The organism is Lysinibacillus sp. Bpr_S20, assembly GCF_023337835.1.
Taxonomy (GTDB): domain Bacteria; phylum Bacillota; class Bacilli; order Bacillales_A; family Planococcaceae; genus Lysinibacillus.
In genome coordinates this window covers 25,031-44,271 of record NZ_JALNLQ010000010.1, presented here as the reverse complement: position 1 = coordinate 44,271, position 19,241 = coordinate 25,031, and the positions used below count along the sequence as shown (strand labels likewise).

General features: G+C 34.9%; 20 protein-coding genes and 1 pseudogene. 11 read left to right on the top strand and 10 right to left on the bottom strand.

Annotated features, from left to right (window positions below):
- Positions 1–135: 135 nt before the first annotated feature.
- The 3 genes from MWJ95_RS19815 to MWJ95_RS19805 form a co-directional block, all read right to left on the bottom strand.
- On the bottom strand, positions 136–534 hold the full coding sequence (locus MWJ95_RS19815; protein WP_249074424.1) for a hypothetical protein: 399 nt from the start codon (positions 532–534) through the stop codon (positions 136–138).
- Positions 531–743 (bottom strand): helix-turn-helix transcriptional regulator, encoded by a 213-nt coding sequence (locus MWJ95_RS19810; protein WP_249074423.1) that lies wholly within the window; start codon positions 741–743, stop codon positions 531–533. Before MWJ95_RS19810 ends, MWJ95_RS19815 begins: the two co-directional genes overlap by 4 nt.
- A 331-nt stretch (positions 744–1,074) precedes the next feature.
- Complete coding sequence (locus MWJ95_RS19805; protein ID WP_249074422.1) at positions 1,075–1,557, bottom strand: CcdC family protein; 483 nt, start codon at positions 1,555–1,557, stop codon at positions 1,075–1,077.
- Between the two features lie 262 nt (positions 1,558–1,819).
- Between MWJ95_RS19805 and MWJ95_RS19800 the strand changes: the two genes are divergently transcribed.
- Positions 1,820–1,990 carry a hypothetical protein gene (locus MWJ95_RS19800; RefSeq protein ID WP_249074421.1) on the top strand — a complete coding sequence of 57 codons (171 nt, stop codon included), beginning with the start codon at positions 1,820–1,822 and terminating at the stop codon, positions 1,988–1,990.
- 155 nt (positions 1,991–2,145) lie between these two features.
- Positions 2,146–2,793, top strand: a complete 648-nt coding sequence (locus MWJ95_RS19795; protein ID WP_249107058.1) for a hypothetical protein — start codon at positions 2,146–2,148, stop codon at positions 2,791–2,793.
- 170 nt (positions 2,794–2,963) lie between these two features.
- Here MWJ95_RS19795 and MWJ95_RS19790 read toward each other — a convergent pair whose 3' ends face one another.
- Positions 2,964–3,227 (bottom strand): Parvovirus coat protein VP1-like protein, encoded by a 264-nt coding sequence (locus tag MWJ95_RS19790; RefSeq protein ID WP_249074419.1) that lies wholly within the window; start codon positions 3,225–3,227, stop codon positions 2,964–2,966.
- 204 nt (positions 3,228–3,431) lie between these two features.
- On the opposite strand from MWJ95_RS19790, the gene MWJ95_RS19785 reads away from it, so the two are divergent.
- Positions 3,432–4,478 (top strand): DUF418 domain-containing protein, encoded by a 1,047-nt coding sequence (locus tag MWJ95_RS19785; RefSeq protein WP_249074418.1) that lies wholly within the window; start codon positions 3,432–3,434, stop codon positions 4,476–4,478.
- Positions 4,479–4,676: 198 nt separating this feature from the next.
- Positions 4,677–5,276: a nitroreductase family protein gene (locus MWJ95_RS19780; RefSeq protein WP_249074417.1), complete on the top strand. Its 600-nt coding sequence runs from the start codon at positions 4,677–4,679 to the stop codon at positions 5,274–5,276.
- Between the two features lie 352 nt (positions 5,277–5,628).
- Here the strand turns inward: MWJ95_RS19780 and MWJ95_RS19775 are convergent, their stop codons facing one another.
- From MWJ95_RS19775 to MWJ95_RS19765, 3 genes are all read right to left on the bottom strand, one after another.
- Positions 5,629–5,964 (bottom strand): 2Fe-2S iron-sulfur cluster-binding protein, encoded by a 336-nt coding sequence (locus MWJ95_RS19775; RefSeq protein ID WP_249074416.1) that lies wholly within the window; start codon positions 5,962–5,964, stop codon positions 5,629–5,631.
- A gap of 272 nt (positions 5,965–6,236) precedes the next feature.
- Positions 6,237–7,286, bottom strand: coding sequence for a 2,3-butanediol dehydrogenase (locus tag MWJ95_RS19770; RefSeq protein WP_249074415.1), 1,050 nt, complete (start codon positions 7,284–7,286; stop codon positions 6,237–6,239).
- A gap of 108 nt (positions 7,287–7,394) precedes the next feature.
- A complete protein-coding gene (locus MWJ95_RS19765; RefSeq protein ID WP_249074414.1) occupies positions 7,395–7,994 on the bottom strand; it encodes a nitroreductase family protein in 600 nt (199 codons plus the stop codon).
- A 394-nt stretch (positions 7,995–8,388) separates the two neighbouring features.
- Here MWJ95_RS19765 and MWJ95_RS19760 point away from each other — a divergent pair, with 394 nt between their 5' ends.
- Positions 8,389–9,078: a hypothetical protein gene (locus MWJ95_RS19760; protein ID WP_249074413.1), complete on the top strand. Its 690-nt coding sequence runs from the start codon at positions 8,389–8,391 to the stop codon at positions 9,076–9,078.
- A 14-nt stretch (positions 9,079–9,092) separates the two neighbouring features.
- Positions 9,093–10,352 (top strand): glutathionylspermidine synthase family protein, encoded by a 1,260-nt coding sequence (locus tag MWJ95_RS19755; protein WP_249107057.1) that lies wholly within the window; start codon positions 9,093–9,095, stop codon positions 10,350–10,352.
- A 46-nt stretch (positions 10,353–10,398) separates the two neighbouring features.
- Here the strand turns inward: MWJ95_RS19755 and MWJ95_RS19750 are convergent, their stop codons facing one another.
- Positions 10,399–10,872 carry a YbaK/EbsC family protein gene (locus MWJ95_RS19750; RefSeq protein ID WP_249074411.1) on the bottom strand — a complete coding sequence of 158 codons (474 nt, stop codon included), beginning with the start codon at positions 10,870–10,872 and terminating at the stop codon, positions 10,399–10,401.
- Positions 10,873–11,464: 592 nt separating this feature from the next.
- Here MWJ95_RS19750 and MWJ95_RS19745 point away from each other — a divergent pair.
- The 3 genes and pseudogenes from MWJ95_RS19745 (at position 11,465) to MWJ95_RS19735 (ending at position 15,591) form a co-directional block, all read left to right on the top strand.
- Positions 11,465–13,924: an InlB B-repeat-containing protein gene (locus MWJ95_RS19745; RefSeq protein ID WP_249107056.1), complete on the top strand. Its 2,460-nt coding sequence runs from the start codon at positions 11,465–11,467 to the stop codon at positions 13,922–13,924.
- Between the two features lie 445 nt (positions 13,925–14,369).
- Positions 14,370–14,667, top strand: a pseudogene (locus MWJ95_RS19740) (hypothetical protein); the annotation flags it as partial.
- 408 nt (positions 14,668–15,075) lie between these two features.
- Positions 15,076–15,591, top strand: coding sequence for a hypothetical protein (locus MWJ95_RS19735; protein ID WP_249107122.1), 516 nt, complete (start codon positions 15,076–15,078; stop codon positions 15,589–15,591).
- 270 nt (positions 15,592–15,861) lie between these two features.
- Here MWJ95_RS19735 and MWJ95_RS19730 read toward each other — a convergent pair whose 3' ends face one another.
- Together MWJ95_RS19730 and MWJ95_RS19725 are read right to left on the bottom strand one after the other, a co-directional pair.
- The gene (locus MWJ95_RS19730; RefSeq protein ID WP_249107055.1) at positions 15,862–16,458 is read right to left on the bottom strand and encodes a hypothetical protein; all 597 of its coding nucleotides are present in this window, start codon (positions 16,456–16,458) and stop codon (positions 15,862–15,864) included.
- A 436-nt stretch (positions 16,459–16,894) separates the two neighbouring features.
- Entirely contained in the window at positions 16,895–17,416 is a 522-nt protein-coding gene (locus MWJ95_RS19725) for a hypothetical protein (RefSeq protein WP_249107054.1), read from the bottom strand.
- A 321-nt stretch (positions 17,417–17,737) separates the two neighbouring features.
- Here MWJ95_RS19725 and MWJ95_RS19720 point away from each other — a divergent pair, with 321 nt between their 5' ends.
- Complete coding sequence (locus MWJ95_RS19720) at positions 17,738–18,253, top strand: RNA polymerase sigma factor (RefSeq protein WP_249107053.1); 516 nt, start codon at positions 17,738–17,740, stop codon at positions 18,251–18,253.
- Positions 18,254–18,383: 130 nt separating this feature from the next.
- On the top strand, positions 18,384–18,995 hold the full coding sequence (locus MWJ95_RS19715) for a zf-HC2 domain-containing protein (protein ID WP_249107052.1): 612 nt from the start codon (positions 18,384–18,386) through the stop codon (positions 18,993–18,995).
- The last annotated feature ends 246 nt before the right edge of the window (positions 18,996–19,241 follow it).

Genomic DNA, 19,241 nt, shown 5'->3' with positions numbered 1-19,241 from the left:
AACTATTAGTATATATGATTTATTTGCACCGTTAGTTCAATAAAGAAAAAAAGAGCTGCCTATGCAACTCAATGATCTTTAAGTAAAGCATCCTGTTCGTTTAAGAAGATTTCATTTTAATGGTATTCCGCAAAATTAACGATATTTTTTTGAAACAACTAATTCAGTAATAGGCATTGTTATCCAAGCAAGTCCAATTACAATAACAAGTGGAATATTTTTTATATCATTCATTGCAGTTACTTTTTCAGATACCATTAGAACAATTAGCATTAAAAACAATAATAAGTAATAGCTTATTTTAGAACTTAAAAGTGTAATATGCTTTTCCATCTCATCTTTTTCACCCTCATGTTTTCCATCCATTTCACCCCAAGTTAAGGATTGAAATAGGAAACCGATTCCTAAAAAAACAAAAAATAGTGTAGAAGCATTAATTATCTCTTTTGTAATCCATTCATAAATACCATAACCACCAATTGAAATAATTAGAACTACAGAACAAAATAGACTAACTTTTTTTACAGTTATCATTGACGCCCATCCCCTTCATATTTAAAAATAAATAATTCTTCAATAGATAGACCAAAAACATGAGACAAAGTAAATGCCAATTGTAAACTTGGGTCATACTTATCATTTTCAATAGCATTAATTGTTTGTCTGGACACTTTACATGTTTGTGCAAGTTCTTCTTGTGATAATCCCTTCGTTTTCCGATAAGCTTGAATTTTATTTTTCAATAGTATTCACCCGCAATATGTAAAGATGATTTTACATTTAATATACCATAAATTGGTGATATGTAAAGAAATCTTTACATGGGATTTGAAATAATTCTCATATGACGCTTTAACAAAATGTTAAATTAAGGGGGGCATGCCATACTCCCTTGGAAAAAGCGATATTTGAGTTTATGTGTTTTTCAATTCAACAGGATGTAGAATTGGAGAAATTGTTTCACTTGATCAGAACACTCTGCAATCGTTAAAGGTAAAGGAGATAAAAATAAATGTTTCTCTGTTCAATAAATGCTTTATTCACAAACTTATACATCTGATATTTTGGAAGGTGTTAGAGGCTGACTGTATTTTTTAGTTTAAGAACCTTTTGATACTTTATATAGCAAGCAATTCTCCAAGGAATTAAATAACAAATAACAAGTAAGAAAATTAGCATACTGAGTGTAGCTGGTTCGATAGTAGAAATATGTTGTCGAAAATAATAACGTAAAGCAATCATAATGGCGAAAGTAATGATAAAAGCAGGACTTTTCTTAGCATAAATTAAACCATCATTTCGTATTTCATAATCTGACCATAAAATAAGAGGAATGGAAAAACCTATTCCTAAAAGAATGGCTATAGATAATTGGAGGTATGTGACGTGCCCAGAAGCGTTTAGAAAAAATGAAAATCCTGGTGTTAAAAATAGAAGCGGAAGAATTATTCGCACGCCTCTTCCTTTGGTTGGTTTGTACATAGAACGGATTCTACGAACTAAAATGATCAATCCAATAATGAGAAACATAGAAGTAGCTGGTATGTCAGTTTGCATAAAAACCTCCCTGAATTATGTTTTAATATTTTTATTATTGCATAAATTCTGATAAAAACCATATTTTTCCTTTAAGAAAAATAATGGGTTGTTTTCCCGAAAATTGTTGCTGGTAAAACTAAAAGGCATAATCCAATGGGTACTTTCGCGCTTTAATTTCTACGTAAGGAAATTTATGGTACTATTGAAATGGAATATCGCCAACAATTGAATAGCGAAAGAACAGGACTGTTATGTTGGCTTTTAAGAGGGGGCATCACATATGAAATACATTAAAGGCTTATATGTATCACTTGTACTAATGATGTTTGTTGTTTTGGTTAATACAACAGTATTTGATGATGAATACTCAGGGATTGCTATGTTCGTTTGTTTAGGCATATTTATATTGGGAACAGCATTTTTTATAAATGCCAAACAATTAAAAAAATAGGATACGTTTAGCGAGTTACTAAACTAACAGGGGTTTAACTTCAAGATGGAATTTCACTGAGATCCCACCTTTTTCTTATTCAACTAACATGGCAGGATACTTTAATAGGTGTTCGAGGTTTTTGTGGAAAATTATTAAATGAGGGAGGAGCTGTTTTGAATAAATATCTTAAAATCTCACTTGGCATTTTAGGTGTCGTATTAGTAGGAATTGGAATACTTGTAGTGGCCTTTATATTAGAAATGAAACCTGATAAAGATAAAGAAGAAGAAATAAGAAATCAAGCTGAACAATATTTAGAAGAAAATTTTAATGATAACTTCGAGATATATGACACTCTGTATGATAATATGGGGAACTTTGAATTTGAATATGCTGCTAAGGTCAGAGATAAGAAAACGAATACTGAGTTTTTAGTTTATTATGATGATGATGAAACAAAACAAATGGTGGACACTTACATTGCGGATAAATGGGCAAATGACTTAAAAAGTGAAATCCGTCCTTTTATAAAAGAGAATTTTGGAGAAACATCTGATTTCTTCGTTTTCTTTACCAATGATACTATCGGGCAAGAATTAGGTATCGACCCTCTTAATCCTAAAAGTTATAAAGAGTTTGATGTTGCACCGATTATTCGTATTACTGTAACCCGTAAAAAGAGTGAAGATGACGAAAAAATCCTAAATGAATTCATAGCATTTCTAAACAGCGAAGATAAATTACAACACGGTTCAATTGCTATGAATTATATCGATGAAAAAGGTGTCATTTTAGATGATGAATGGAATAAAGATTTTTAATTAGATACTTTAATAACGGGGTGCTTTAGTTTTAAATTTTCTATTTCACTAAAATCCAAACAAAAGGCAGATTTATTCTACAAAACGTGTAGAATAAATCTGCCTTTTGTTAAGAGCAACAATCTATACGAAAACAGTCAAAAAAGAATATTGTGAGCTATTTTTACGGCTTAAAAGAACCCATTGCGCATTTCGAAGATATTGTAAAATAATCGGGCATCTCTAGCCATTTTATGATTTGCATTCATTTGGGGCCGTAAGCAATTTTGGAACATTTCATCACAATATCTCGATCTACCATATCGAGCATAACATTCGTCGTGTAATTTGCAGCATGAGTCTACAGCATTAATGGGTCTACCTGGTCCTGAACATCCTGGTCCACAGTATTTATAACCAGGGTAGCAAAAACCAAATTTGCGGTGTCTGTACATTGTCTATTCTCCTTTTTTATAAGAAATAATGGTTACTATAAAATATGAAATTTTTGCATGCAGAAGGGGATTAAAAACTAATGAAGTGAAAAAAGATGATGAAATCTATAAATGTAAGGTTACTGTAAGCTTTTAAAAAAATTTCTGTAAGGATGGGAAGCTATGATAGCCATAGTAAAGTATGAAAGATAAGGAGTTTTAAGAATGAATCCATCTGTTACTCAAAAAGAAAGAATTGTTTCCTTAGATATTATTCGAGGGCTAGCGTTATTTGGCATTTTGTTTATAAATGTAGCGGCCTACCAGGTAATAGTAGAAGGCGGACCGATGCCTGACTATAGTGGAATTAATGGTATTATTGATACGCTTATTGATATTTTTATCGAGAAGAAATTCTTTTCAATTTTTTCATTCCTCTTTGGGGTAGGTTTTTATATTTTTGCTTCACGTGCAGAAGCGCGTGGTGATAAGCCAAGATGGCGATTTGCAAGACGTTTACTAGCTTTATTGCTCATTGGCATTGTTCATATTTTTATTTTCTGGGGATCCATCCTTGCTATTTATGCAGTAATCGGTTTTTTACTGATACCTTTTTATCATGCAAAGATTTCAACAATTAGTAAATGGCTAGTTGGTATCATTACCGTTCATGTCCTTGCTATTCTTGGACAACTATTTATGCCAAATCAAGGAGCCTTTTCAACGGTTTTTGGTCTATTAGGAAATGATGCAGTGACTATTTTTATCATGTTTTTATCTGGTTTTTTAGCAGCAAAAGCTGATTGGATTAGTCATGTAAGTAACTATTCAAAACAAATAAAGTGGCTACAATTTGTGACGTTTCCACTTTTTGTTGGTATTTCAATTTGGATTTGGTTTGCATCTCAAGGTGAATATCAAAATCTAAATTCCGTTATTAGTTTAGGGGTCATTCCGACAACTTATTTATATCTAGCTTGTCTATTTGTGATGTTAGAGAATAAGAAAATTGCGAAGCTTCTTCAACCAATTGGGCGAGTGGGTCAGATGGCCTTTACAAACTATTTAGCACAAAGCTTTATTGGTCTAGCTCTTATGTCGTTCATGGGGCTTGAAGTTGTTTCACCTTCTCATGTAGTGATCATTGCTAGCTTAACTTTTACCATTCAAATTATCTTTAGTGTCATCTGGTTCCGATTCTTTCAAATGGGGCCATTTGAAAAGGTATGGCGCTTTATGACTTATGGAAGAAAAGCAGTGCCGAATAAATAATAGAGACTCCCTGGTGATTGATGTCAATCTACCAGGGAGTTTTTTGTGCTAGGATCATATGTAAAAATTATTGAATTTTATTTTCAATTCACTATTTGTATACTCTAAGATTTTTTTGGATATCATATTTTTTGAACACTAAACAGAGCAAAGATGCAATGTGAGTAAAACAATCCAGTAAATTGGGAGGAAAAAATTATGACTAAAGATTTCTACACTACACTTAAAGAAAGACGTACTTACTACGGAATTAATAAAGAGGTTAAAATATCAGATGAAAAAATTAAAGAAATTGTAGAATTTGCTGTGAAATATACTCCGTCAGCATTCAACTCTCAAACTGCACGTATTGTTGTATTATTAGGTGAGGCACATAATAAATTATGGGACATCACAACTGAAACATTAAGAAAAGTAGTTGGAGATAGTGATTTTTCTGGAACTCAACAAAAAATGGATTCCTTTAAGGCAGGCTATGGCACAGTATTATTTTTAGAAGATGAAGCTGTAGTTAAATCGCTTCAAGAGCAATTTGCTGCATATGCTGAGAACTTTCCAATTTGGTCAAATCAAGCATCAGGTATGCACCAATTAGTTGTGTGGGCAGGATTGGAAGCAGAGGGATTAGGAGCTTCTTTACAGCATTATAATCCACTAATTGATGATGAAGTGAAAAAAGAATGGAATATTCCTAGTAATTGGAAACTTATTGCGCAAATGCCCTTTGGCAATCCGACGGCATCACCAGGTGAAAAAGAATTCCAACCACTTGAAGAGCGAATGAAATTTTTTAAGTAATGTATATATACGATATCTTCTAAGCCAGTACCAAGTGGAACTGGTTTTTTCATGCATAAAAAACTGTAGATAAAGTAGTATCTTTGGCATTCAATTTAATTTTCTTTCGATTTCAAGAATCAGAAGTACAAAATTATTTTATATCCCAAGCTAGTCAGGGATCACGCTATTTGCTGATGGTGGAATGATTTTATATCCATCTTTCCAAGCTGGCCGTGGGTAAGATGCAAAAAATAGCATAAATAAAACTGGCATTGGAAAATGGGCATTTAAACCCTTTCCAATGCCTTTATTTATTCAAGAGGAAAGATTGCAATAACCAGATAACACCGCTTTTTTTATCTAAATATGGTTAATCTGCAGGTCTTGGGCCTCTATCACCCTGTGTATTTTCAGAAGTTAAAATTGGCTTGACGGTAATATCCCCATTGACACGAATTTGACAAGATAAGCGCAAGCAGTCTTCGTATAAATTCTCATCAAGATTTTTAATAGCGAAGGCGTTTTGTTCTATTTTCGAAATATCTTTGTATTCGCCAGCTAAGACTTCCACTCTACAAGTAGTACATTTTGCTTTTCCGCCACATTGATGAAATATTTCTATTCCATTATCTTCAAGTGCTAACACTAATTTTTTTCCTTCTTCTACTTCAAATGTTTTTCCTCCAAATACGGTGACAAATGGCATTTATGAATACTCCCTTCATTTTTTCCTAATTGATGGGTTTAGTATTATCAGTTTGTATTGTTCAGGCTATTTTCATACAAAAAATCATTCATTGACTGAGAGCTTAAAATCTTAGCGATAAATATCTGTTTAGCAGGTTTTTGAATGGTGGATAGCCAAAGAAGGCTTTACATATGGCAGATAACTGCGCATACCTAGCACAAATAAAAAGGGCGTGTTTTGAAAAAATCAAAACATGCCCTTATAGTAGAAAATCTTTAAATGGCAATTAACTATTCAGCTTTTACCAAAATTTTAATATGATTTCTTTCTTTTAATAGTCCTTCGAAACCTTCTTCTATTACTTCATCAAGTTTAATACGTTTCGTTACTAATTTATCAGCAGCGAAGTATCCTTGAGCCATTAAATTAATAACAGCTGGGAAAACATCACGGTATCCAATAATACCAGTAAGATTACGCTCTCTTAACACAAGATCTTGTGGGTGAATGGGTGCTTCTTTTTCGAAGATACTAACAACCATAGTTTCTCCGTTGAATTTTGTAGAATGGATTGCTTGTTTTAATACTGGCGGAACACCAGTAACTTCAAATGCAACATCTACGCCACCATTTGTAAGTTTTTGGATTTGTTCTACCGCATCACTAGTAGCGGGATCGATTGCAATTGCACCAAATTCTGACGCTTTTTCTCTACGTTGTTCAGATAATTCTACAGCATAGATTTCTGATGCACCAGCGGCTTTTAATGCTTCAATTACTAGTAGACCGATTGGACCTGTACCAAATACAGCCGCTTTATCGCCTACTTTTAATTTACTTTGTTTTACTGCGTGAAGTGCTACAGCAGATGGTTCAACAAGTGCTCCTTGTTCATATGAAACACCTTCTGGTAATTTGTGTAGCATGTGCTCTGGAACAGAAGTGAATTCAGAGAAACCACCGCCGCCTCCGGCAAGACCATAGAAGCCCATTTTTTCGCAAAGATTGTATAACCCTTGTTTACAAGGTTCACATTCACCGCAATTATAGATTGGCTCTACTGTAACACGATCGCCAACTTGTACTTTCGTTACACCTTCGCCAATTTCCACAACTTGTCCTGAGAATTCATGTCCCATAATAATCGGTGCTTTATCGCCAGTTAAAGGATGTGGTTGATCAGCAGGTATAAAAATAGGACCTGCTGTATATTCGTGTAAATCACTACCACAAATACCGCACCATTCAATTTTAAGTTTTACTTCGCCTTTATTTGCTGTAGGCTCTTCAATATTTTCTAATCGTAAATCTTTAGTGTTATGCCATCTTAATGCTTTCATTTATATTGCATCTCCTAATGAAAAAATCTTCTACGAGTCTGTTGTATTACGAAACTTTTAAACTTCTTAATCATACTGAATAAGGGTTTCTTTCTACTACTGAAATTATTATTTATAAAACTTTACACGGCCTTCAAGTGGTTGGAACTCTTTTTCACCTGGTTGTGCGATTGGATTACCAAACGGCATTTGTGCAATCAATTTCCAGTCTTTGGAGATATTCCATTCTTTTTTCACTTCGTCATCAATTAACGGATTATAGTGTTGTAAAGAGGCTCCTAGTCCTTCTGCCTCTAAACCAGCCCATACTACTAACTGATGCATTCCTGATGCTTGGTTAGACCAGATTGGGAAGTTTTCAGCATAAGAAGGGAATTGCTCTTGAAGAGATTTAACGATTGATTCGTCTTCGAAGAATAATACTGTTCCGTATCCTGATTTAAATGAATCCATTTTTTGTTGAGTTGCTGTGAAATCTCCTTCTCCAACGACATTACGTAAAATGTCAGTTGTAATATTCCATAATTTATCATGAGCTGCACCTGTTAATACAACTAAACGAGCAGTTTGAGAGTTGAAAGCTGAAGGTGTATGTTGAACAGCAAATTCAACAATTTCTTTAATTCGCTCGTCAGATACTTGTACATCTTTATTAATGCCATAGTAAGAGCGTCTTTCTTTTAAAGCAGAGTAAAATTCAATTGCCATAACTTTTGTTCCTCCTAGTAATTCCTATTCAAGTTGTGATTTCAATCTATCTTGTATGATGCTATTAAATTTACTCAGTCATTCCTGTTAAAATAGTACACAGTACAAATGAACGTTCAATTAAATATCTCTATACAATATATCTCGAACTCAAGATAATTATATTACATAAATTTTCAAAGTCAAAGACTATGCTTACTAATATTCCAAAGCTTCAAAATATTTTTTAAGACTGAAGATAATGGATGGTAAACTAAAAGAAATGGTTAATCAGCTCATTTATTGCTGATCATCGTGCGTGTGGCTTATCTTGTAGAGTAAGTAATTGTAAAAAGTGAAACCTAAAGAAGGAAATATCCGTAAAAGAGGTAACGATATAAAGGAGCGATATGAGATGGCCAAACAAATAAAAAAATACATAGCAGTCACAACAGCTTCATTTATGGCTATGCAATTAGCCGCGTGTGGGAATACAGAAACGGTTGAGGAGTCTTCTTCTACTACTGATCCTACAAATAATGTAACGGAAGAAAATAATACGACAGCAGCAGAGAATGATTTACAAAGTGTCTATGACAGTGATATGGCAAATGCATGTGATGAATGGAAGGAAAGTGATGATGGCTCGTTCGAATGTTTAGATGAGAATTCACCTCATTATGCACAGCATTTCTTTAATGGACTGATGTACGCAACTACCGGGGCATTGCTCGGAAGTGCCATTTATAAAAGTCGCAATTTAAGAAATGGTACAGAACGAGAGGATAGAAGTGGTGGTTCTGGTTCAGCAGTTCCACGTAATCATAGCAATACGAGCGACAGTAAAAATACAAATGGCATCACGACGAACGGCTCTCAAAATCCGTCGGGTACAACTTCGAGTAGCTCGAATAACACAACAACAAATAGCTCAAATTCAACTACAAGCGGTTCCAACTCTTATTCGAGTGGCAAGCGTTCATACTCAAATAGTTCAGGTTCATCTTCGAGTCAAAATTCTTATTCAAATCACTCATCATCCAGCTCAGGGAAATCAGGCTTTGGCTCAGGTGGTGCCTCTCGAGGGGGCTCTTCATCTTCTTAAAAGGAGACATCAATATGGACAATCATTTTCAACACCGCCAAGCATTTTATGCGCAATTTCCTCATTTCTTCCCTGACTTTGAGGACCTTGAGTACGCCTTATACGATGTAATGGATTTACCCAAAGAGAAAATCGATGAAATTAACTATGCATCTACTATACTTTGGAAAATATTTTTGAAGGTTGGGAAACAATTTAAGCATTTATCGGATGAACAACTTTTAGCACTAGGCATTCGTTCTGAAATGCTGCCATATATCCAATTAGATTATTTACAGCAACAATCGGTACTGGCGCGCTTCGATTTTATTTGTACAGAGGACGGACACATAAAATGTCTTGAATTAAATGGTGAAACACCATTTCTTGTCCAAGAAACCTTTGAGATCAATGAAGCGCTTTGTCAGCATTTTGGATATACCAGTCCGAATGATGTTTCGGCTTTACATAAAACGTTGTCTGGAGCACTCTTTGCGGCTATGCATTATGTAAATGATGTGAAAAAACCTAAAATCGTCATTACGGGGAAAACGGCTGTAGAAGATTATGAGGAATATTGTCAGGTACAGTTTTTAAAGAAATGTATACCTTTTGATGTGGAATATGTTCCTATACAAGAGCTAATCATTTTCTCAAGTAACACTGCGAATATAGCCCGAGGCCTTTATACGCCTGCCATGGAGAAGATTGATGTGTTGTATCGTCCTGCACACCCAGTAGAGTTTTTAATAGATGATGTATCTCCCGATGGTGATCGTATTGGTCTACAATTACTGGAACTTGTAAAAGATGGACAGCTTGCGATTATCAACGCACCCGCCGCCTACGTATTGCAATCGAAAATTTTATTATGGCTGATTTGGGAACGAAAAGACGATCCACTTCTTTTTACTGCAGAAGAACGAGCCGCTATTGAAAAGTATATGTTGCCAACATACCTTTCGGCAGAACCATTTGTGCAGGAAAACTTGCCGTTCGTCAAGAAACCAGTCTATTCACGGGAAGGGAATACTGTAGAAATTTATGCAGGGGATGGTACGAAAACAAACGCCTCTGCGTATACCCATTATGATGATAATTTGTTTATTTATCAGCAGTATGTGGAAATGCCTTCTATTACGATCAAGCTAAAGGATGGATGGCGAACAAAGAAATGGTTAATCGGCTCATTTATCGCTGATCATCGGGCCTGTGGCTTATCTTGTAGAGTGGGAAATCAAATTACAGAATGGGATTCGCACTGGTTAGCTGTTGGCTATCGGGAAGAGACCTAAAAAACGGCGAGACTTTTTAAAAAGTTTCGCCGTTTTTTATGCCCTGTTACTCGTTCCAGCCTTTGCAGACGTCCACCCATTCTTGATAGGGAGTATAGGTTTCTAGTTCAGAAATCGTCAGCTCAATGGCGGAGTTGCTGCTACCACATGCAGGGAATACCGTTGTGAAGCGTTTAAGCGATTCATCCAAATAAATAGCAACGCCCTCATTCACACCAAAAGGACAAACACCTCCAACCTCATGTCCAATCTTTTCAAGTACCTCATCTTTCCCAAGCATCTTTGCCTTTGTACCAAAGGCAGCTTTAAATTTGGCATTGTCGACTTTGGCATCGCCAGCAGCGACAATTAATATCGCGCCATCGTTCACTAGAAATGATAAGGATTTCGCAATGCGCTCAGGCTCGCACCCGAGTGCCTGTGCTGCAAGTTCAACGGTCGCTGAGCTTTCGTTTAACTCCTGTATTCTGTGCTCCACATTCCATTGCGCTAAATGTGTACGTACTTTTTCAATAGCCATATGTAGTACCTCCTTCTAATACTCATTTTATTTTAACATAATTTTCAGAATACATGGTTGTGCAAACGTTTAATGTGGAACAGTGATTTTCATGTTTTGTTAGGTATGGCTACGAAAATGAAATCCATGAACAAAAAACATGTTCAAGCGTTACATCAATGGATCAAACATTTTTATAAAAACCTCATACGCTTAATCACTATGCCCAAGTGGCTTCCTTATTAAAGCTTACTTTGCCCCTTCAAACTCTATATGACCCTCTTAAATCTCTCCTTGTCTAGTACATCTTTTAACAGCGTTATTGCTAAAATCCTAAACTAAAGATTTAGGAGTTTTCAGAATATGTCCGAAAGCAAGAAAAAGATGAATTAAGTGATTTTAGAAATGCACGCCATGCTATAATTTTGGAAACTAAGATATAAAGTGGAATTATATTTGGAGCTGTAATGAAGCTTATCAGAATATTTGTTTTGGGAGGTGATTGGTGATCAATGGTCACTTTATTAGCTTTCTTTGTTGCACAGCTGCGTTTTCTTTTACTGTAATAGCGGATGCCTAGATTAAAAGTATTAAAGAGAAGGAATCTACTAACATGAAAAAACTAAGAATAATCATGGTCATAATTTTGATAGTCTCCCAATTAACATTAAGTAATCTGCTTGTTTATGCAAGCAGCGACGGAGCAGTTTATACAACTAGGGATGTGACAAATGGTGTTGTCATAACAGGATATACAGGAGGTGGGACAGATATTGTTATTCCTGGTGAAATCAATGGTAAAACAGTTGTGGAGATTGGCTCGAATGCATTTGCGTATAAACCACTAACAAGTGTAAAAATTCCATCAAGTGTGACAATGATAGGAGAAGGTGCATTTCAGGATAATCAACTAACAAGTGTAAAAATCCCATCAAATGTGACAAGGATAGGAATAAATGCATTTAAGAATAATCAACTAACAAGTGTAGAAATCCCATCAGATGTGACATGGATAGGAATTGATGCATTTGCGGGTAATTCATTAGATTTTGTAACCTTTCAAGGAATGGATGGTTCCAGATGGAAAAGTGCTTTTACTAATCAAAGTAAGAATGGGAAGTCCTTTATGGGATGGTATGCTGATGAAGAGCGGAAGATATTGTGGGGTGACTCCGTTAACAAACCAAGGACTATTTATGCAGGGTGGAGTCCTTTGACTGTCAATTTTGATACTAATGGAGGGAGCATAGATTCATTAAAATCAGTAGTATTTGATAAATTAGTAAAAGCGCCTACCACACCAGTAAAAGAAGGGTACACTTTTACAGGTTGGTATAAAGATGAAGAGCTGACAAAAGTATGGAATTTTGACCAAGATAAAGTGAGAAAGGATCTCACGCTATACGCCAAATGGTCGAAAGAAAGCTATACCGTTACGTTTGAGGCTAATGGCGGGGACGATGTTACACCACAAACAGTGGAATATGACGAATTAGTAAAAGCGCCTGCCACTCCAGAAAAAGCAGGGTACACATTTGCAGGTTGGTATAAAGATAAAGAGCTGACAAAAGAATGGAATTTCAATCAAGATATAGTGAAAGGGAAAACCACGCTATTCACCAAATGGTCGAAAGAAAGCTATACCGTTACGTTTGAGGCTAATGGCGGGAACGATATTACACCACAAACAGTGGAATATGACGAATTAGTAAAAGCGCCTGCCACTCCAGAAAAAGCAGGGTACATATTTGCAGGTTGGTATAAAGATAAAGGGCTGACAGCAGCATGGAATTTCGATCAAGATAAAGTGAAAAATGATCTCACGCTATACGCTAAATGGTCGAAAGAAAGCAATAGCTATATCGTTACGTTTGATACGAATGGCGGGGGAGAAGTTGCATCTCAAACAGTGGGAGATAACAAACTAGTGGAAGTACTAGTTGCTCCTCATAAGGAAGGGTATACATTCGATGGCTGGTATAAAGATAAAGAACTGACTGTACCATGGGATTTCGCAAATGACGTTGTGACAAAAAATGTGACGTTGTATGCGAAATGGATCAATAACACATCAGGAGGAGGAACTGGCGGAGGTTCATCTAACTATAAAGTCACTTTTGACGCCAATAGTGGAAGTGAAGTGCCATCACAAACGGTTCGTTATAACGACCTTGTGAAAGTCCCAACTACGCCAGTAAAAGAGGGCTATACATTCGACGGCTGGTATAAGGATGCAGAGCTTAAAAATGTATGGGAATTTGCGCAAGATAGAGTAACGGCAGACCTAACATTATATGCGAAATGGACAAAGGATCATGTGTCAGAAGGTAGTTATACAGTGACGTTTGATGCAAATGGAGGTAGTGAAGTTCCTTCGCAAACAGTGGCAGATAAAGCTTTAGTGAATGCTCCTGCCAAACCAACGAAGAAAGGCCATATATTGATCGGCTGGTATACAAATAAAGAATTCACAAAAGCATGGGACTTTGCAAAAGATGTAGTCACAGAAGACGTCACGTTATATGCTCGTTGGATGCAGGAGAGTACTAGCTGTGACATTACTTTCAAGGATATTGATCGTAACTGGGCACAAGATATGATTCAAGAAGTAGCGAATCGCTGCATTATTAAAGGCTATCCAGATGGCACTTTCCGACCAAATGATAAGATCCAACGTCAACATGTGGTACTGATGATGGACCGTGCTTTACAACCAACACCAATACGAGGTGCTGTAGCATTTTCGGATGTACCGAAAAGCCATGTCTATTATGAACAAATTACACGCCTGCAACGTGCGGGTATCGTGGATGGTGATAACGGAGCATTCCGTCCAAATGCCTATATTACACGTGCGCAAATGGCGAAAATAATGGTCCTTGCATTTGGCTTAACGCCAGAAGGTAAGAGTAAGTTCAAGGATGTCGATTCATCACACTGGGCAAGTGGATATATTGCCGCTCTAGCAGACCACGATATTGCACTAGGTGATGAAAACGGTAATTTTAGACCAAATGAAAGCTTAACACGCGCCCAATTTACAGCGCTCGTATATCGAGCACTTGGTTTATAAAATGAGACTTTGAGAAAGAGAGAGTGATGGAGCATACATTTGGTCCATCCTTTTTTTGATTAAAAAATGTGAATAAACAATAGGCTCTTCACCTATGCTTTACTTGGGTTCAAGATTGGGGAAAAGTACTGAATCTATTAGTGTCATACAATAGGCGATAAATATCGTTTGTTTAAAAAGGAGGTTACAAATGAGTAAGTATGGTATGTACTTTTAGCTTTATCTTTTTTCTAGCAATTTAGTTTTATATACAAATATTTTACAGGGCAATTAATAGATTTTAACCTTGCCTTTACTTTTTTGGATTACAGTCATGATTGGTGCATACATACTGTTTAAAGTGAGTATTGGTCGATTCGGCAAGATAATTGCTTTGATCGTTATGGTTTTGGGGTTGGTCTAATTGGTCTACTGTTAGTAGCTTAAGTAATATAGTAGAGATGGAATGGAAAATGAGAAAAAAATAGGATGCTTACACGCCCATTATACGAAATACAGAAAATGGATTTTCCCTAAATAACCTTAAATTAATCCATTTTGTTGATCCAGCATTCATGTATCGAGTGACAGCAGATGAAAATTTCCAAGGATCAGATGCCCAAATTAAAGTTCATGAGCAAATAGAATGGATTGCTCAATGTAATGTGGAAGCTATCCTTATCACGTGCACAAACTATATTGCAATTTTACAGGAAAACCCACTCTCATTATCAGTGCCCATTATTAAATACATTAGTACCTTCCATTGTTAATCCATTAAAAGTAGAGAAGAAAAATCAATCATCAACGGTAATGCCCTTCTTCCGCTATCGTGCACGATTGTGAAACAAGGAAAAGGAATGATACCTATTCGTCATGTATGATATGTATCATTCATTTGAAGCATTAAGAAAAGGCAAAGAGCACCATTTATCAGATGCTTTTTTAGATTTTTTGTAAGTAAAAGTGTTGGGGTGGTTAAATGAATTTGATTACTTGGTCAACTATTGCAGCAGAAATTGGTTTCTGGATTGCTATAATACTCGGTCTAACTTTACGTTATATATAACTATAAAAAAATGGGATTGTTCTTTTTACTTCTAATACCTGTGATTGATTTGTTTCTGTTAATCGTAACTGCTACGGATCTATTAAAGGGTGGAAATTTAACTATGGCTCACGCAGTTGCTGCTATCTATTTGATTGTTATAATACTCGGTCTAACTTTACATTATATATATAATTCTAAAAAAATAAGATTGTTCTTTTTACTTCTAATATCCGCGATTGCAGTGTTTCTGTTAATCGTAACTGCTATAGATCTATTAAAGGGTGGAAATTTTACTATGGCTCACTCAGTTGCTGCTATCTTATTAGGTGTGCCGATTGTTTCTGGAATGAGTATCATTCCTGGGGCTGATGATATGTTCTTATACTACATAAAAAAAGAGGGGACAAAATCTGAAAAAAAGACTGGTTTCGCATTAGCTCGTCATTCTTTGAAAGAGTCTTTTCAACATTTATTTGTATATATCATCGGAGCAGGATTTTTATTCATAGTGCTATACCTAGTAAATGTTGCGGACCATATCTTTAATCTTTTTGAAACACTAAAAGTATGGTCTTTAGTACTGGGAATTGATTTTATCATATCTATTTCATATTTCATTTGGCCACGAGGAAAATAGTTATTTTACATCGAAGTAAGTAAAGTATTTTAAAAAACGTTTAATCTTCAACTAACCGGAGCTTTCGTTAAATTTTCGATTCACGAACTATCAAACCGAAAAGACAGATTTTATCCTACACATAGGTAGATTAAATCTGTCTTTTAGTTTCAACTCTGTTTTTATGTTTGCTATTTAAATCGAATATATAATTTTTCTCCTGCATTCACTTTAGATACCACTATAATCGACCAATTAATACTAACGGGCTTACTATAAAAATTAATCTCTTCATTTCAAACTCTTTCTATAATCATTACTAAATTCCCTTAAATTAATAAAACTAACGTTTTGAGTGTTGGATTCATTTAAAACATTGTAAACAGCTTCAGTAATAATTAAATTACCGTACCAGTTATTAAAGTAGAAAATATCACTACCATCCCACTCTTTTTCATCTACGCTTAACCCTTCAGAGATACGTAAAATGTTTAAAAATGCTCCACAAGTCTCACAATGCGGTATTTTATTTCCTAAATGATCTTGGAGAAAACCACCTTTACCTGTAGCTTCAATGCGGGCTATCTTAAATAATTCCTTATCTAATAATCGCTCCTCATTTTTAACTTCAATTTCTATAGGGGATAATTTGAACCCTTTAAAATGATGTCTTATTAGAATATCTTGAATTCCACTTCCAATAATATTACTTCCCAACAGTTTATAAAAGTCACTAGTTTTATCATCTCGTAATTGGACTTTTAAAGGGTTTTTTATAGGTGATCGCACCCCACCACATTTATCACATTTCTTGCTATTATAATCTTCTTCAGTATTCTTGAAGAGTACATTTGTGTCCGATTTTTCCCTTAATAAATAAAAATTCATAGTATAGCTCCTTTTATTTTTTACTGTTTTCTCAAAGATCGTTGCTTTTAAACCAAAAAGGCAGATTTAAGAGGCGTATAGAAGAAAATGAAAAAGATGTTCCTCTTTTTAGTTGTACTTGTTACTTCTTTTCAAACAACAACAGCTTCATCTGCTGAACCCGCCCAGGATTCTTTAACGAGCATTATAGGACATGCTTACTCCTTATATTGAAAAAGATTTCAACTATTATTATCCAAAGATTCTAAGAGATTTTTTACCTGCTGCCACACCCTGAAGTGGTTGAAACGATTAGAGTAAGTAAAGCATAAAAAACTCCCTTTATCGGTTTGATAAAAGGAGTCGATTTGAAAGTAATGAGAAATAGAATATCTATTAAGAATAAGTTCAAAATCTCTTTAACCTTATAAAGCGTTTTTTTGTACTCGCATATGTATTATGCAACGAAAGGTTTCTTCATTTTCATTAAGCCGTAAATATTAAAGAATAGCCCGAGCGTAATGATTGTTAAAATAGTATAAAGCACTGCTTTCCCAGTTCCACCAGTCCAACGATAGAATAGGCGATATGTGAAATAACAAATAAAGCCAATGATAGCGATAGTAGCGATAATATCCACGAGCAGATACGGAATAAATGAAACAGCCGTTAATACAGCATAAATGATAGCATTCCTTTTCGCTGCCGCGCGAACTGTCTGATCATCTTCACCTTTAGCTGTTAACAAGAAAAAGCTATAAATGTTTACAATTGGAATCCAAGAAATATAAGCTACATCGCTAAAACCATTCGTTTTAGATGCATTATAATAAATAAGTGCACCAATAACATAGTATATTGCACTCACTACAAGGCCAATTAACAAGAGAACTAGCAAGAAAGCAAGTACGCCCGGATCGAAAAATTCTGGATCTAATAAGTCCGGATCGAAATCCTCGTAATCATAAGAATCGTACATAAGAGCACCCCCTTTCAAAAAATACTTTTTAACAATAACAATACTAAAGGTATAAGTCTACAGTAAAAAATATCCGGTATTTATTGTTAATAGTATATTTATATCACCTTGTTAAAGAAATGTATTATTTCGTGATAGATTTTTAGCGAAGGCTATTTTTGTAAAAATTGCTCTTTAAATAGCAACAATCTTTGAGAAAAAAGCCTTTAAGAAAGAAATGAATAGATTACACTTTCATTTCAAAAAAATTCAAGATTTTTGTAACGAATTACAGTTTAAATCTATATATATGTATACAGAAAAAAAGAGAGGAGGAAGAAAGTGGAGGATTTAAGTGAGCTGTACAAGTCGTATGCAAATGAAGTTAAGACATTCCTTATTCTTTTAACGTCGAATGTAGATTTAGCTGAAGAACTAACCCAAGAAACCTTTTACCAAGCAGTAAAATCTATTCATCGATATAACGGTGAATGTAAGTTGTCTGTTTGGTTATGTCAAATTGCAAAATATACATATTACAACCATTTAAAAAAGGAAAGAAAAAACAAACACTTAAGTATTGAAAATATAATGCAAATGGGTTTGGATATTCCATCAAATCATGACGGGCCGGATGTAGAAGTAATTAAGCGCAACACTCTTATTTTGATACACCAAAAAATACATCTTTTAAAAGAGCCTTATCGCGAAATTTTTTTACTAAGAACATCAAGTAACTTTAGCTTTAAAGAAATTGGAGAGATATTTGATAAAAGTGAAAACTGGGCAAGGGTAACTTATTACCGCGCTAAAACTAGTTTAGCAGAGAAGATAGAGGGTGATGATTATGAATTGTAATGATATTAAAGATGTATTGTCATTATTCTTACATAGAATTTGTAGTGAAGTTACTATCGGAATTGTTGAATGTAAGACCCATTTAAGAATAATAATGGAAAATTAGCAGAAAGGATACAAGGTGGTCATTATGAAATGTAATGTTATTAAAGATTTATTGCCATCATATGTTGATGGAATTTGTAGTGAGGATACTGTCGAAATTGTTGAAGATCATTTACGCAATTGCAAGGAATGTAAGACCCATTTAACAATGATGCAAACTGATCTTGTTGAACCAATACCAGAGCAAGTTAGAAATGCAATCGCACCCTTTAAAAAAGTGAATAAAAAGCGTCGCATTCAAGTCGTAACAGCCACTGTTTTGACCTTTATTTTAACGGTTATAGGTGCCCTCGTCATTCAAGATGTAGGGGCAGTGAATCAAATCTTTTTTCCGATGGTAAGTGCTAATGTAAATGTAGATTCTGAGGACAATAAGGAAGAATGGGAAAGCTTGTACTTTGAAGGTCAAAAATACCTGATATACGATAGCGTTTTTTGGAAAAAGGAAATTACTAATACCGCAAATAATGAAAATGACATATTACTAAGAGTAAAAGATAAAGAGGGTAAAATTGTAATAGAAGAAATGAAAATACCACCTGGTTCGAGCGTGAAATTGAAAAGGTTAAAAAATAATGAGAAATATTTTTTTGAATTCAAAACTAAAAATGGCCAATATTTAATAAATGCAACTTAAGTTAAACCAGGGTCATCTACCAAGTTAGGTCCAATACTAGGAACCTACACTTTGCAGGCTAATGTTGAAAAAAACGGATTACGCTAATTCTAGCTGGAGTAGAGGAAGAATCAAGGTTTGCCCCCTGTTTAACAATAAATGATCCAACAATAAACCCTTTAAAGTCTATTTTCGAAACGATTGCCGCTATTCAACTGACTGGGCAGTTTAGTTTAAAACAAGAATATTGGTTATTTGTGGTAATCT

Bases quoted from the DNA above. Each gene is read 5' to 3' on its own strand.
- MWJ95_RS19815 (WP_249074424.1), bottom strand. From the start codon at position 534: ATGATAACTGTAAAAAAAGTTAGTCTATTTTGTTCTGTAGTTCTAATT.
- MWJ95_RS19805 (WP_249074422.1), bottom strand. From the start codon at position 1,557: ATGCAAACTGACATACCAGCTACTTCTATGTTTCTCATTATTGGATTG.
- MWJ95_RS19800 (WP_249074421.1), top strand. From the start codon at position 1,820: ATGAAATACATTAAAGGCTTATATGTATCACTTGTACTAATGATGTTT.
- MWJ95_RS19790 (WP_249074419.1), bottom strand. From the start codon at position 3,227: ATGTACAGACACCGCAAATTTGGTTTTTGCTACCCTGGTTATAAATAC.
- MWJ95_RS19785 (WP_249074418.1), top strand. From the start codon at position 3,432: ATGAATCCATCTGTTACTCAAAAAGAAAGAATTGTTTCCTTAGATATT.
- MWJ95_RS19780 (WP_249074417.1), top strand. From the start codon at position 4,677: ATGACTAAAGATTTCTACACTACACTTAAAGAAAGACGTACTTACTAC.
- MWJ95_RS19775 (WP_249074416.1), bottom strand. From the start codon at position 5,964: ATGCCATTTGTCACCGTATTTGGAGGAAAAACATTTGAAGTAGAAGAA.
- MWJ95_RS19770 (WP_249074415.1), bottom strand. From the start codon at position 7,286: ATGAAAGCATTAAGATGGCATAACACTAAAGATTTACGATTAGAAAAT.
- MWJ95_RS19765 (WP_249074414.1), bottom strand. From the start codon at position 7,994: ATGGCAATTGAATTTTACTCTGCTTTAAAAGAAAGACGCTCTTACTAT.
- MWJ95_RS19760 (WP_249074413.1), top strand. From the start codon at position 8,389: ATGGCCAAACAAATAAAAAAATACATAGCAGTCACAACAGCTTCATTT.
- MWJ95_RS19755 (WP_249107057.1), top strand. From the start codon at position 9,093: ATGGACAATCATTTTCAACACCGCCAAGCATTTTATGCGCAATTTCCT.
- MWJ95_RS19750 (WP_249074411.1), bottom strand. From the start codon at position 10,872: ATGGCTATTGAAAAAGTACGTACACATTTAGCGCAATGGAATGTGGAG.
- MWJ95_RS19745 (WP_249107056.1), top strand. From the start codon at position 11,465: ATGAAAAAACTAAGAATAATCATGGTCATAATTTTGATAGTCTCCCAA.
- MWJ95_RS19735 (WP_249107122.1), top strand. From the start codon at position 15,076: ATGGCTCACGCAGTTGCTGCTATCTATTTGATTGTTATAATACTCGGT.
- MWJ95_RS19730 (WP_249107055.1), bottom strand. From the start codon at position 16,458: ATGAATTTTTATTTATTAAGGGAAAAATCGGACACAAATGTACTCTTC.
- MWJ95_RS19725 (WP_249107054.1), bottom strand. From the start codon at position 17,416: ATGTACGATTCTTATGATTACGAGGATTTCGATCCGGACTTATTAGAT.
- MWJ95_RS19715 (WP_249107052.1), top strand. From the start codon at position 18,384: ATGAAATGTAATGTTATTAAAGATTTATTGCCATCATATGTTGATGGA.